This window comes from Pantoea sp. X-Soil-MYKO-1785, from assembly GCF_059730675.1.
The window spans coordinates 290425-304795 of sequence record NZ_AP036001.1; the positions used below are offsets into that span (position 1 = coordinate 290425).

Genomic DNA, 14371 nt, shown 5'->3' on the forward strand with positions numbered 1-14371 from the left:
AGTGATCAGAATCAGAGTGAGTAGCCTGGTTTTTTATAGAGCCTCGCCAGGCTGGGCAAAATAATCGGATCGTAAACTTCTGCTTTCCAGTTAGCCGCACTGACGCGGGTGAGCGGCAGGGAGATCGCGGCCTCATTGATATTCAAATGACGTATCAGTACCGCACACAGATCTTCAGCCATGGCGTCAATTTCTGTGTCCGTCATTTCCTGCGGATTAAACGTCAGGCTTAAATGCGGCATCGCTGATCCTTAATGGTTTTGTTAAACAGGGGAACAGTGACGCCTGTTCCGGTAAAAGAGTCTGGGCTGAGAACGCTGCGCTGTGAAGCGCGCTGTCGGAAATAAGCTTATGAGTGCCATTCATGAATAACGGCAAAGGCATGGGCGGCAGGTGTATTATCGGCGTGGCGGGGTGGCGTAATCACCCCGGTCAGCTGAGGCAGTCCGTCCGGCCGGCGCTGGATAGCGCTATTGAGAATGACAACCGGCGGCCAGGGCGGCGACTAATCTGCGGAAACAACTCTGCGGAAACAACCTCAGGCTTTGCCGCGGTATCTGACCGCATCGACAAAGGCCACGAAGGCAGAGGAGGTATGGCGGCGGTTGGGATAGTAGAGATGAAAACCTTCAAAGGTCGGGCTCCAGTCGGCCAGCACTTCAATCAGCGTGCCGTTTTCGATGTGCGGTTTGGCCATCGCTTCCGGCACATAGGCCAGACCAATGCCATCCAGCGCGCCATTCAGCACGTGTACGATGCTATTGGAGATGAGCGGTCCGTTGACCCGGATATTCAGTTTGCGTCCCGCTTTTTCAAACTCCCAGGCATAAACACTGCCGGCAGGCGAATGGCGGATATTAATGCAACGATGCTGGGCCAGATCCTGTGGAATAACCGGTAACGGGTGGACGTTAAAATAGCCGGGTGTCCCTACCACCGAAAGGCGCCAGTCTGGCCCCATGCGAACCGCGATCATATCTTTACTGATTGATTCGCCCAGCCTGATGCCGGCATCAAACCGTTCTGACACAATATTGGTGAAGCCATAGTCAATCGAGATTTCGACGCTGATATCGGGATATTTCTCCAGAAACGCCGGCAGCATCGGGCGTAATAATCCTTCTGCGGCATCGTCTGAGCAGGTAATTCGAATATTGCCGGCTGGCGTATCACGTAATTCACCGATGCGCTCAATTTCATGCGTAATCTGCTCAAATAACGGCGCAACAGATTGCAATAAGCGTTCTCCGGCCTCGGTGGGCGCGACGTTACGCGTGGTGCGCGCCAGCAGGCGAACCCCGAGCCGCTCTTCCAGATTGCGGATGGTGTGGCTTAACGCCGACGGGCTGACGCCCAGACCCGCCGCCGCTTTGGTGAAACTCTTCTCGCGCGCCACAGCAATAAATGCCTGTATATCATTCATCGGTTCAGTCCTTTATTTGTGACTTATATTCACAAGCAGATGCAGATTATCCGATCTAATCAGCTTCGGCCAACGCCTTTATAATTAACCCGACGGTAGCGATGGCGAATTAACAGCGGGCTATCCATACCTATGTCGGCAGAGCGTAGGAATAAGCGCCACCAGGCCGCGCTATTTGTGAATTGAATTCATCAGGGCATTCAGACCAGCGCTATTAATCATGCGCTTAATCTTTGTCAGGATAATCTGCCCGCTTAAACATGTTATTCATCTTTTTCTCTGCTGCCGTCTTTTGATGCGCGTTGGGCTAAATGCGCCTTAGCGATTAATTGACTTCCGGGCAATGTCACCCCTCTGGAGCGGAAAACCTATGGAACTGCACGTTAATAATCAAACCTATCAAACCGATGCCGAGGCGGATACGCCGCTGTTGTGGGTGATTCGTGACGATTTGGGGATGACCGGCACCAAATATGGCTGCGGCCTGGCGCAATGCGGCGCCTGTTCGGTATTGGTGGATGGCCAGATCGTCCGATCCTGCGTGACGCCGGTAGAGAAGGTCGCCGGTAAACAGATCACCACCATTGAAGCCATTGAGGACGATGAAGTGGGCCGACGGGTGGTGGACGCCTGGGTCAATCTTCAGGTGCCCCAGTGCGGCTACTGCCAGTCGGGGCAGGTGATGGCGGCAACGGCACTGTTAAAACAGACCCGCCAGCCAACGGATGAGCAGATTGCCGCAGCGATGATCAACCTGTGCCGCTGCGGCACCTATAACGCGATCAACGCTGCCGTCCATCGGCTGGCCGCTGAAGGAGAGAAAGCATGAGCCGCCGCATGCCTGATACCAGGACGTTTGGCGAACAGCCGGTCAATCTCTCCCGGCGTCGTTTTCTGATTTCGGGTAGCGGTCTGGCGGGCGCGCTGGTGCTGGGCGTCGGGCTGCCGGTCGGACAGAGCCGTGCACAGTCCGCCGCGGCCGCAATGCCAGCCGGTACCCGGGTACCGGCCTTTCTGGAAATACGCGCGGACAGCTCAGTGAAATTTCTGTCGCCCTTCATTGAAGGCGGGCAGGGGATTTTCACCGCCATGGCGCAGATTGTCGGTGAAGAACTGGACGCCGATCCGGCATCCTTTGTGGTGGAGAACGCGCCGCCTGGTTCGCAATATCAGGTAATGGATAACGGGATGCGCATCACCGGCGGAAGCCAGTCGGTGCGGACCAGCTATACCACCATGCGACGGCTCGGCGCGCTGGCACGACAGATGCTGATCGAGGCCGCTGCCGCTGAACTGGCGGTGCCGGTTACCAGCCTGCACACTGAGCCGGGACGGGTGATCCATGGCGAATCAGGGCGCTCATTACGCTATGGCGAACTGGCTGCGCGGGCGCGTGAGCTGCCGGTACCCTCAGTCGATTCGGTCAGCCTGAAAGATCCCGCTCACTTTCGCTGGATTGGTAAGCCGGTTCAGCGACTGGATATGCATGAAAAATCGACCGGCAAGGCGATTTACACCATCGACTGCCGGGTGGATAACATGCTGCACGCGGCCGTACAGCACGCGCCGCGGCTTGGTCTGACGGTGGGTACGCTGCGCAATGCCGCACAGGTCAGCGCGATGAAAGGCGTGCATTCGGTTCATCAACTGCCCGGCGCCGTCGCGGTGGTGGCCGAACGCTGGTGGCAGGCGAAACGTGCGGTTGAAACGCTGCAGGTTGAGTGGCTGGAGCCAGAGACGCCAGACGGCAGCTATATGCCCGCTGACTTCTCCTCTGATGCGTTCGCCGCCGTGCTGGCTCAGCAGCCTGGCGACGGGGAAAACGCTGAGGTTCGTGGCGACCTTCAGCACGGACTGGCTGAGGCGAAGAGCACCTTTAGCGCCCACTACCAGAGCCAGTATCTTAACCACGCCCAGCTTGAGCCGCCGTCCGCGCTGGCACGTTTTAATTCCGACGGCTCGCTGGAGTTGTGGATCCCCAATCAGGCACCGGAAATGTTCCAGGCCGACGTGGCTAAGCGTACCGGCCTCAGCCCGGATAAGATCATTATCCATTCCCCGCTGCTGGGCGGTTTTTTTGGCCGTCACTTCCTCTATGAGTCCGCGATGGTCTGGCCACAAGCCGTCCAGCTGGCCAGGGCGGTTGGGCGGCCAGTCAAACTGATCTGGAGTCGTGAAGAGGAGTTCCTGCGCGATACCCATCGCCCGATGGCCGCGGTGCGGTTTCGTGCCGGACTGGATGCCGACGGCTACCCGCTGGCGCTGGAGGCGGTCAGCATCTGTGAAGGGCCGACCGAGGGGCTGGCCGGTCAGCACGGCGACACGCTGGATCCTACCGCGGTGGAAGGGTTATCGGGCAAAGCCTACGCCATTCCGCACGTTCGTATCGCGCAGATTTATCATAAAGGCCCGGTGCGGCTGGGTTACTGGCGATCGGTCGGCAATTCGATGAATGACTTTTTTTATGAATGCTTCCTCGATGAAATTGCCGAGCGGGGCAGGCTCGACCCATTGGCGCTCAGGCTGCATCTGCTGAAAGGCAATCCGCGTCTGACCACGCTGTTGCAGACGGTGGCCGATCTTTCCGGCGGCTGGCAACCCGGCCCGTATACCGCCGCGGACGGCAGCCGTCGGGCGCGGGGCGTGGCGATGGCGTCACCGTTCGGAACCGAGGCCGCCGCAATCGCCGAGGTCTCTATCGAAAACGGTGAAGTCAGAGTGCACCAGATTTGGCAAGCAATCGATCCGGGTAGCATCGTGAATCCGGCGATCGTCGAGGCGCAGGTCAACGGCGCCGTGGCGCTCGGGCTCTCTCAGGTGCTGATCGAAGAGAGCGTTTATCAGCACGGGCAACCGGTGGCGCGTAACTTTGATATGTATCCGATTTTGCCTCCGTCGCGTATGGCGAAGGTGCAGGTCCGCATTGTCGAGAGCGGGGCAAAAATGGGCGGAATCGGTGAGCCGCCGCTGCCGGCGGTTCCGCCTGCCGTCGCCAATGCGGTCTCACGTCTGACCGGGGAGCGGGTGCGTAGCATGCCGCTGTCCCGGATTACCTTCAGCTGAGCTACATCGTAAAGGGCATGCATTATGAAACATAAAAAGCTCAGCCTGACACTGCTGGCAGCCGTCGTAGCCGCCAGCGCGACTGCTCTCTGGCTGTTTAAAACCCCGGACTCGCCGTTTGACCGTGCCAGTTCAGCGGCATCAGCATCATCGGCCGACCTGATCCAGCGCGGTGAATATGTCGCCCGGCTCAGCGACTGTGTTGCCTGTCACAGTACGGCAGGCAGCGCCCCGTTCAGCGGCGGTCTGGCGATGGCCACGCCGGTCGGCAAAATCTATACCACCAACATTACGCCGGACGATGACAGCGGTATCGGACGCTATTCGCTGGCCGATTTTGATCGCGCGGTGCGTCACGGCGTGGCACGCGACGGGCATCGTCTCTACCCGGCTATGCCGTTTCCCTCCTATCAAAAACTCTCCGATCAGGATATCGCCGCGCTCTATGCCTTTATGATGCACGGCGTGAAGCCCGCATCCCGTGCCAATACGCCTTCCGATATCCCCTGGCCGCTCAATATGCGCTGGCCGCTGGCGTTATGGCGCGCGGCTTTCGCGGCGGGTGAGCCATGGCGGGAGAACGATGAGCAGAGTGCGGCCTGGAATCGCGGCGCTTATCTGGTGGAGGGGCCGGGCCACTGTGGCAGTTGCCACACCCCGCGCGGGCTGGCGTTTAATGAAAAAGCGCTGGATGCCAGCAGCCCGGATTATCTTGCCGGTGCCTTACTGGATGGCTGGTATGCCCCCAGCCTGCGCAATGATGCCAACAGCGGATTCAGTCGCTGGAGCGAAGACGATGTGGTGACCTTCCTGAAGACCGGCCGCAATCAGCACGGCGTGGTGTTTGGTTCGATGACCGACGCATTCAACAACTCAACCCAGTTTATGCACGATAGCGACCTGCAGGCGATTGCGCACTATCTCAAGTCTCTGCCGCCCGGCAGTAACAACGCCGGCCCGCGCTGGCAATACCCGTCACAGACCAGCCAGCCCGCGCACAACGATCTGCCCGGCAGTCAGATCTACACCGCGCGATGCAGCAGTTGCCACGGAGCGGATGGTCGCGGTCAGGCACCGTGGATCCCACCACTGGCGGGCGCGAGCTCAATGCAGGTCGATCCCGCTTCGGCGATTAACGTGGTGCTCAACGGCTCGGCGCGGGTGGTGTCGCAGGGGATACCCGATGCCTACCGGATGCCGCCTTATCGTAAACAGCTCAGCGATCGGCAGACGGCGGAGGTGCTGAATTTCATTCGCAGCGCGTGGGGCAATCAGGGTGAAAAAACCGACGCCGGGGCGGTGAAGGTGATGCGCGAAAAAACCGATCCCGCCAGCAGCGAAGTGATTATTTTACAGATGCGCTAAGCCAGCAGAGGCGGTTGCGGTTGCCGGGTTGCTGTTACCGATGGGGCAACTGCGATCGCCAGATGGCGTATTGATGAATTTACCTCACAATTGCATCCGGTTTACCGCTATTAATTAAACTATCCCTTCCGGGATAAGATTGCGGCATTGTCTGACTAGCAGGAATGAAAATGTCTTCGGTAAATCTTAATGCGCCGGGTGCGCAGTCACATCATGCTGCCTGGGGCGCGGTGTTCTCAATGGCGCTGGGCGTGGTGGTGTTAATCGCCTCAGAATTTATGCCGGTCAGCCTGCTGACCCCGATCGCCAGCGATCTCAGCATCAGTCAGGGTCAGGCGGGACAGGCGATCTCGATCAGCGGTTTGTTTGCGGTGCTCACCAGCCTGCTCAACACGCCACTCACCGGGCAGCTGGATCGTAAAAAGGTGCTGGTGACCTTTACGCTGCTGCTGACCCTCTCCGGTCTGGTGGTGACCTTTGCGGTTAACGGCATCATGTTTATGCTGGGACGCGCGCTGCTGGGCGTTGCCATCGGCGGATTCTGGTCAATGTCTACCGCCACGGTGATGCGGCTGGTGCCACGTCACGCGGTGGCAAAAGGGCTGGCGCTGATCAACGGCGGTAATGCGCTGGCGGCCACGGTTGCGGCACCGCTCGGCAGTTTTCTCGGCCAGTATATTGGCTGGCGCGGGGTCTTCTTTATGGTGGTTCCGCTCGCTATCCTGGCGTTCATCTGGCAATGGCGCAGCATTCCTTCACTCTCCGGCTCCGCGACTAAAAATAGCGCCTCGCCGCTGCGGTTACTGAAACATCCGCATGTGGCACTGGGAATGACCGGGATAATGTTCCTGTTTATGGGCCAGTTCAGCATCTTTACCTATCTTCGTCCCTTCATGGAATCGGTAACCGGTGCCAGCGTCGACGCCCTCTCTTTTATCCTGCTGCTGCTGGGCGCTGCCGGTCTGGTCGGGACCTGGTTGATCGGCCGGTTACTGGCGCATCGGTTGTTTATCTGGCTGGTGCTGATCCCGCTGGCGATGGCGCTGATCGGCGGGCTGCTGATTGTTGAAGGCGGCTCACTGTGGGGCACCGGTCTGCTGCTGGCGCTGTGGGGACTGATTGCCACGCCTGCGCCTGTCGCCTGGGGATTGTGGCTCAGCCGGGCGCTGCCGCAAGAGGCTGAAGCGGGCGGCGGCTTAATGGTGGCGGTGATTCAGATGGCCATTACCCTGGGCGCGAGCGTTGGCGGTGCGCTGTTCGACGCTGCCGGCTGGTGGAGCCCGTTTGCCTTTGGCGTGGTGGTTCTGCTCTGTTCGGCGCTGTTTGCGCTACTGGCCGCTCGCTATGGCCTGGCGAGTCAGGCGCAGGAGCAACATGCGTAGCCCTGATCTGCAGATACTGCAGACCGCCCGGCGCTGGGCCGAAACCTCAGCGATCTGGCTGTGCACCGTGCTGCACACCTACGGTTCATCGCCCCGTCCGCCGGGCGCAATGATGGTGATTACCGCGGATGGCCGCTATAGCGGATCGCTGTCGGGTGGCTGCATTGAAGAAAGCTTCATTGCGCGCATCCGTGATGGGGATTTTTCTGCGGCGAGCCAGCGGGTGCGGTATGGTGAAGGCGGCTATGCCCCCGACAGGGCGCTGCCGTGCGGAGGCGTGCTGGATATTCTGGTTGAAAAACGCCAGCCGGGAAGCGAGACCCTCACTTATCTGTCGAAGATGATCGAAGCACTGAACAGCGCCAGCGCGCTGACCAAAAAAGTGACGCTGCCTGCCGCCTGCCATTCACTTGAACCCGCCCCGTATATCCGGCGCACCCGGGTGACGCTTGACCACCAGCAGATCGAACTGACCCTGTGCGCGCCTGCGCGGGTGATCATTGCCGGTCTCTCCAGCGTGGCGGTGTACTGCGCTAATTTCGCCGTGGCGCTCGGCTTTGAAACCGTCGTTTGTGAGCATCGTGACGAGGTGATGAACAGCCTGGCGGCGGAGGTGAATGACGGGGTGGTATGGATTAACCAGTTTCCGGCGGCCTGGCTGGAGCGCGAAGGCTGTCATTCCGGCACCGCCATTCTGTCGTTAACCCACGATCCCCGCATCGACGATCTCACCATGATGGAAGCCGTTAACCTGCCAGCCTTCTACCTCGGCGTGATGGGATCTCAGCGCAACAGCCTTAATCGTAAAGCGCGGCTGGCGCGACTGGCAGAGATGAGTTCCGAACAGCTTAACCGTATCCACGCCCCGGTGGGGCTGGAAATTGGCAGTAAAACCCCGGCGGAAATAGCTCTGTCGATCATGGCCGATGTGGTTCGCTACAAAAATGGTGCGGCAGCCGGGCAGGAGTTCTGCCCGGCATCGTTTAACGCCAACGGTATCCGGCAGAACATTTAATCGCTGTCATTATCCTCAACCTCTCTCCCTCAACTCGTAAGGAGCCCTATGAAAAAAGTTACCCTTGTTGCGCTGGCACTGGCGCTGACCGCCTCCGCCGTCTCCGCTCAGGAAACGGCTTCCAGCATCCGCTTATCTCACAGTGGTGATCAACCTTCCGTGAAGGGGTCAGCAGACTATTTCACCGGTGCAGTGCGTATTGATGCGCCTTTTCAGGCCACGGCACCGGCACGGACCGGTGGCGCGACGGTGACGTTTGAGCCGTCTGCCCGCACCGCATGGCATACCCATCCGCTCGGTCAGACACTGATTGTCACGGCAGGCGTGGGCCGGGTGCAGGAATGGGGAGGGCCGGTGCGTGAGATCCGGCCGGGCGATATTGTCTGGATCCCGGCCGGGGTTAAACACTGGCACGGTGCCGCCCCGCAAAACAGCCTGTCGCATATCGCTATCGCAGAAGCGCTGGACGGCAAGGTAGTCGACTGGATGGAAAAGGTCAGCGATCGGCAATATGCCGCGGCTGAAAAATCGTAAGGATCCTAATGATGAAAACCTTAAATGCTGCACTGATGCTTTGTATGGCACTGGCCCCGTCCGTGGCGCTGGCAGATGCCATGCCCGATGCAGAACGCAAAAAAATAGCGGCTCAACTGCAGAAACAAACCCAGCCACTGTCGTTACAGCAGAAAAACATAGCCAGCATTGCCGCCTATGCGGCCATCGGTGATGTAACCGGACTGAACGCGGCGTTGAATCGCGGTCTGGACGCTGGCCTGACCCTGAGCGACTGTCGCGAAATACTGGTCCAGCTGTATGCCTATGCTGGCTTCCCACGCAGTCTGAATGCGCTGGGCGAGTTGATGAAAGTGACCGAAAGCCGACGGCTGGCGGGAAAACAGGATCGGCTGGGGCAACAGCCTGGCCCGCTTCCTGCGCCAGAGGCGATGGCGGCCGCCGGTAAACGCAACCAGACCGCGCTGGTCGGCAGCCCGGTGAAAGGACCGCTGTTCGATTTCGCGCCGGTAATGAATGATTATCTGCAGTCTCACCTGTTCGGTGACATTTTTGAGCGGGACAATTTCAGCTGGAAAAATCGTGAGCTGGCGACGGTCGGCGCGCTGGCCGCGATGGACGGGGTGGAGCCGCAGTTGAAAGCGCACCTGGGCATCAGCATCAATACCGGCCTGAGTGCCGAGCAGTTGGGCGAACTGGTGCCGTTTTTCAGCGAGCAGCAACAGTCCGCCTGGGCTGAACGGCTGCAGGCCGCGCTCGATTCAGTGGCGCAACAGTAGCAAATAAGCGCCATGCAGTGCATGGCGCTTTTCGCAGGAAAGAATCAATCCTTATTCGGGTGACAACGTCACGCTGACCGTTGCTGCTTTCATGCTGTCATGCTGTTCTAACGCCTCCGGTGCGTCTATCCGGCCAATCCGCGTATAGCGGTAGGTGGTATGAAAGCTTTTATAAAACAGCACCAGCGTATTGTTGCCATACAGCATCACATCGCCAGCCTGAATGGTTCCGGTGACTGCCGGTCCGACCGGCAGATCAAAAGCCAGATCGACATATTTTTCGTTGCCGTTCAGTTCAACCATTTCCACGCTGAGCGGCAGTTTGTTTATCAGGGCGCGGGACGCCGCGTTATCGGCTGGAATCAGGCGGTACGACTGATTATCGATCTGAATTGTGATCATTCTGTTTTTACTCAAGGCCGGGCCGGTAGGTTGGTTTATCGCGGCGAACGCAGCGCCTGGGCTGGCGATGGCCGCAATCATTATCGCTAGTGTAACGCTGAAACGTCTGTGACGCGATGTGGTGTGAAGCATCAGAACGGGCAGGATCGCTGTCATGATAAAGACCTTAATCCGGAAGATGAGCCTTAGAAGTGTACACGGTCAGTCTGACCGTCAGTTAACATTTTAGCTTTACGCAGGGTTGTGGCGTTGCACCAGCGACCGGCTTTGAGGATGCGCGGAAGCAGAACGGCGCGTTTTGTAGCTGACTGATCCCTGTTGAGCAGCTGTCAGCGGAACACAACTCACGCAGACTGAGGCTACGTGCTCTGAAAACAGGCACAGCGGCTGGCTAACCTGCATTGATATTTAGCGCCGTCTTACCCTTATACCCTGTGATAGCGGGTCAGCGCTATGCGGGGAGATTTTGGTGTGGAGCAGGGGGAGAATCTGTCGAAGCTAATCCTGTCATAAGCAGTGTCAGGCGCTGCAAAGCGCGAATTTAAAACCGGCTAACCTCTGTTATGAGCGAAAAGCGACGGGAAAATAGTTAACCGGGGTGCGGAGCAGGCTGGAAAGTGTTTAACCTGCTCCGGCAGGCAGTAAATTCATTGCTGGTAAGACTAAAGTTTTAGCTGGCTTCCTAAAATAACATCGGCTTCCTGCAATGTGACATCCAGTCCCGCAGATGGGGTGAATGTCAGCTCGCCAAAAATAACGTTGCCATTGAGCAGGTAGAAGTCGGCCCGGACAAACTTAAAGTCAGCGGCGAGTTTAACCGCATAATCCCGCATTTTTTTGAAACCTTCAGGCATTTTTGGGTAATCGTTTTTATTGATTAACTCAATGGTGTCTTCAAATGGAAGCGGGGTCCAGTCCATATCAAAATAGTAGAATTTTGGGGTGCCTTTCTCACGCTCCATGCACACCATTACTGCATAAGGCTTGCCATTAAAACAATAGAATTTATAATCATCAGGAAACCCCCCGCGATCATTTTCAATGTATTTCTCGCATAAGATTTTTCTTTCTATTCTCTTATACTGTGGCTCTATAAAGTTGGTTGAAAAGTCCTGCTTCAGCCATTTGTTTAGTTGCCTGCTGGTTTTCGCAATGTCCAGTGATGCTTTGTTATGACATATAATATTGTATCCGGCGCCATGGTTACACTTAAGTGCAAACCTGTCGGGTAATGCCCGGTAGTCAATCTCCCGTGAGTCATCATAGACACCGTAGAGTTCGTTAAGAATTTCACCACATCCTTTCGATTTGACATACTCTCTCACCTTGTACTTATCCGCGCACAGGGTGTAAATATCATCATTTAACTCATTGAACTTGAGCCACTGGATTTTTTCATTAAAGTTGGTAGGGTTTGTTAAGTTCAGTTTTTTTCTGAACTTGATGTAGTAGTGCGTTTTAGCGCAAAATTCAGGGTACATGTAGGCGCTAAATTTTAAAGCTGACTTGACTGTGTGTTTTATCATGTTCATTAAAATTATCTCAGTTTGAAAATATTAAGATGCATTTTGATGATTGTTTTGTTTTTGAAGAAGTAATTGAGTAAGGTACAGGATGAAATCTCAACGATTAAAAAGCAGTATGCCGCACCGTTAATCCCGAAAGCATTTATCATTAACCAGGATAACGGTATGGTTAACAGACAACATAACAACATTTTCCTGGCCAGGTAGTTGTACCCGGACTCTTTTATCATATAGCGGTAGCAAATTGTTCCTAACGACGAGAACATGGTGCCAATGATAATGATGGGAATGATCTTTACCGAATCCATATACTTTTCGCCATAGAGTAAATGTATGACAAAATCGCCAAATATATAGAATCCGCCCAGCGCAATGAGAGAAAACAGAATGACAAGTCGGTTGATTTTAATCAGTAACGCTTCAACCGTTAGCTGATCTTTCTCACTGTATATCTTTGAAAAGAAGCTAGTTATTAACGCAAGAACAATAAATGACCATGCACCTCCTAAGGTTAACGCAACGCTATAAACACCCAGATTTGAATAAGAGAGGATTTTAGCTAGAAAAATGCTCGATATCTGCGTGTATATATCGGCAGACAGGCTGGATAAAATCAGTGCACCTCCGGCGAATAACATGTGCCGGTTATAGACTGCAATCCCCTTACTGTTCTCTTTTATTTCAGTTGTACGGTTAAAATAAATAAGGCGCAAGATATAAGGTATCAAGGGGATAATGATGATAGGGATAGTGAAGTAGTACACTGGCAGTTTAAAATGGGCCACACAGTAACGAATCAACAGCGCGATGGATAAACCAATTACGTTGGTTATGGTGTTTATTTTTGATTTTAGCTGGGTGTTATTGTAGATAGAGAAAAAGTCCATCACGATAAAGTAGGTGGCAATGCAGTTGGCGACGCCAAATAAAAAGACGATAAAGTCAGTGAAAAAATAGAGATAAATTAATACTGCGCCTGATGACAGCAGAAAGAAAAAGCGCCGTTGGTTTTGGGTGTGCATCGCCAGTGCAACGCCGGAGCTGGTCTTTTCACTCATGCGTTTAAAAATAATGTTCTGACCACCAAACCACGAGAGCGTCTGTACAAAGATGAAAAGAGAGGTTGAGATATTTATCTTACCAAAGTTTTCCGGGCCAACGTACTTTGCCATCAGTGCGTTGATATAGATTAAGCCGATAATGTTGACTGACTTCTCAAGCATGATCCATATCGAGTTGGAGTACATTTAATATCTCTCATGAACAATTTTTCAATGCTGTAGTGCGTGATTAATGAAGCAAGCCTAAAACAGGCTTACCGTTTATCTTCTGAGTTAATTTACTGTCGGGCTTAGAAGGTTTTTATATAATCAAATAACGTCTCAGCATAATGTTGTCTAACCGGAATGAAATTTATTTGGTTGACAGTGTGGCTGCTTAAATAAGATTAGTGAAGGTTTTTTTTAATGAATCAGATTAATGACAGTGATTTTAGAATAATGAGGCCACTGGTTAATTGTGTCGCATAATTGGATAAGGTGCGAACAGGAAGGATGATCTTTCTGCTGGTTTTGCGTGATACCCACATCGGGTCATTGAGGTTTACCGGTATGCTATCGGATGGCGGGCCGGCGTTTCATTTCTCCCGTCTTCTGTCCGTAAAGTTACCGGGTTAACGCAGCCAGTTTATTGGTGTCCATATTAGCTGAGACCTCTATTTCTGAATGGCTGCTTCGCGATTGGCCGCAGGAAAAGAGATCCTGACGGTGTAAATTTGCGTCCTGAGCGAATTTGCCTCTTGTCTGAGCCGTTTAACCGCACGTTACTGTTATTCGCTATAGGCTTCTTCTTTGTGCACCTATTCTCAGGGCGCTTATTCTCAGTACATTTATTCACAGTACACCGATTCGCTGATCATTCATTCTCTGAACGCTTATTCTCAAAAAAACTGCGCCCCGCTGACCCGGCTCCAGACAGGTGAGGTATTGGGGCTGAAGACAGGCAACAGGCTCTGCATCCAGCATTTGTACGGCCAGAGTATTACCGGCATGAGATGGCAGATGGGCAGGTTATTAGCGCAGAGTGAGCTATCGCGTTGGTGGCGGCATCAGCAACTTTTTCCGAGGCAAAAAAACCTGTTAGTTCAGTCGCGAATACCGCCGTTTGGCTGCTGAGCCGCCGAAGCGGGATACAGCCGGTCACCGCTTACAGGCCAGCTAATCCGCACCCCTGCTTTACTCTTTGCTCAGCGTGAGCGAGGCGTGTCCGGCATGCTTCAGCGAGACCGCGGTGATCAGGTTATCCGCGACGGTCAGCGTCAGAACACGATTATCGTGATACCAGCGTCCCTCATTGGCTTTCCAGCCGTCAGCAATCAGCTGACCGGAGGCGACATCTATCGATTTGCCGATCAGCTGATCCAGCTTCAGGCCGGAGGCAGGGGCGTTTACGCTGTTTGCCTGATTCTGCGCTCTGGTTTTTCTGATGTCGCAGGTGCCGTCGGCGTCGGTCATCTGGCTACAGCCGCTGCGCTCAAGCTGGGCGCGATAGGCGCGGCTGATAGCCTGCGCGGGCGTCGCAATGCAGCTCAGTGCCGTCACAATCAGCATCGCCGTTAAAATGCGGGAACCCGCAGGAGCTGTGATGTTCATGGTATTTCCTCGTTTATGATCAGCTTTGCTGACCCATAGATGATTTCAGCCGCTCTGGTTAAGCTGCTCTGATTAAGCCATCCTTACAAAGCCATCCGTACAAATCATAGTGCCGATGGCTTCATTGGTCAGAGCCGCTGACCGATAATGACCGGCAATGCCGCCGGTCTCAAACTTAGCCATGACCGGCGCCAGGCTGACCGCGCGAATCTACCTGTGCCGCGTACGACGTGAGTTGATCGCGGTCAACGT

13 protein-coding genes are annotated in these 14371 nt (G+C 55.0%); 7 read left to right on the forward strand and 6 right to left on the reverse strand.

The window, feature by feature from the left end; all coding sequences use genetic code 11:
* Positions 1-11: 11 nt before the first annotated feature.
* A complete protein-coding gene (locus AC6I8D_RS21295) occupies positions 12-242 on the reverse strand; it encodes a tautomerase family protein (RefSeq protein WP_497820875.1) in 231 nt (76 codons plus the stop codon).
* 296 nt (positions 243-538) lie between these two features.
* Complete coding sequence (locus AC6I8D_RS21300) at positions 539-1423, reverse strand: LysR family transcriptional regulator (protein ID WP_497820876.1); 885 nt, start codon at positions 1421-1423, stop codon at positions 539-541.
* A gap of 370 nt (positions 1424-1793) precedes the next feature.
* On the opposite strand from AC6I8D_RS21300, the gene AC6I8D_RS21305 reads away from it, so the two are divergent.
* The 7 genes from AC6I8D_RS21305 to AC6I8D_RS21335 all read left to right on the forward strand — a co-directional run bounded on the left by AC6I8D_RS21305 (position 1794) and on the right by AC6I8D_RS21335 (position 9540).
* A complete protein-coding gene (locus AC6I8D_RS21305; protein ID WP_312053894.1) occupies positions 1794-2252 on the forward strand; it encodes a (2Fe-2S)-binding protein in 459 nt (152 codons plus the stop codon).
* Positions 2249-4486 carry a xanthine dehydrogenase family protein molybdopterin-binding subunit gene (locus tag AC6I8D_RS21310; protein ID WP_497820877.1) on the forward strand — a complete coding sequence of 746 codons (2238 nt, stop codon included), beginning with the start codon at positions 2249-2251 and terminating at the stop codon, positions 4484-4486. Before AC6I8D_RS21305 ends, AC6I8D_RS21310 begins: the two co-directional genes overlap by 4 nt.
* Before the next feature lie 24 nt (positions 4487-4510).
* A complete protein-coding gene (locus AC6I8D_RS21315; RefSeq protein ID WP_497820878.1) occupies positions 4511-5851 on the forward strand; it encodes a c-type cytochrome in 1341 nt (446 codons plus the stop codon).
* Positions 5852-6021: 170 nt separating this feature from the next.
* Positions 6022-7233 carry an MFS transporter gene (locus AC6I8D_RS21320; protein ID WP_497820879.1) on the forward strand — a complete coding sequence of 404 codons (1212 nt, stop codon included), beginning with the start codon at positions 6022-6024 and terminating at the stop codon, positions 7231-7233.
* Positions 7226-8248, forward strand: coding sequence for an XdhC family protein (locus AC6I8D_RS21325; protein ID WP_497820880.1), 1023 nt, complete (start codon positions 7226-7228; stop codon positions 8246-8248). Before AC6I8D_RS21320 ends, AC6I8D_RS21325 begins: the two co-directional genes overlap by 8 nt.
* A gap of 48 nt (positions 8249-8296) precedes the next feature.
* Positions 8297-8782, forward strand: a complete 486-nt coding sequence (locus AC6I8D_RS21330) for a (R)-mandelonitrile lyase (RefSeq protein ID WP_497820881.1) — start codon at positions 8297-8299, stop codon at positions 8780-8782.
* A gap of 8 nt (positions 8783-8790) precedes the next feature.
* A complete protein-coding gene (locus tag AC6I8D_RS21335; protein WP_497820882.1) occupies positions 8791-9540 on the forward strand; it encodes a carboxymuconolactone decarboxylase family protein in 750 nt (249 codons plus the stop codon).
* A 51-nt stretch (positions 9541-9591) separates the two neighbouring features.
* Here AC6I8D_RS21335 and AC6I8D_RS21340 read toward each other — a convergent pair whose 3' ends face one another.
* The 4 genes from AC6I8D_RS21340 to AC6I8D_RS21355 all read right to left on the reverse strand — a co-directional run bounded on the left by AC6I8D_RS21340 (position 9592) and on the right by AC6I8D_RS21355 (position 14077).
* Positions 9592-9942 (reverse strand): cyclophilin-like fold protein, encoded by a 351-nt coding sequence (locus AC6I8D_RS21340; protein ID WP_497820883.1) that lies wholly within the window; start codon positions 9940-9942, stop codon positions 9592-9594.
* Between the two features lie 662 nt (positions 9943-10604).
* Entirely contained in the window at positions 10605-11474 is an 870-nt protein-coding gene (locus AC6I8D_RS21345; RefSeq protein WP_312053906.1) for an ATP-grasp fold amidoligase family protein, read from the reverse strand.
* Between the two features lie 5 nt (positions 11475-11479).
* Positions 11480-12715: an oligosaccharide flippase family protein gene (locus AC6I8D_RS21350; protein WP_312053907.1), complete on the reverse strand. Its 1236-nt coding sequence runs from the start codon at positions 12713-12715 to the stop codon at positions 11480-11482.
* Between the two features lie 987 nt (positions 12716-13702).
* Positions 13703-14077 (reverse strand): hypothetical protein, encoded by a 375-nt coding sequence (locus AC6I8D_RS21355; protein WP_312054095.1) that lies wholly within the window; start codon positions 14075-14077, stop codon positions 13703-13705.
* Between the last annotated feature and the right edge of the window lie 294 nt (positions 14078-14371).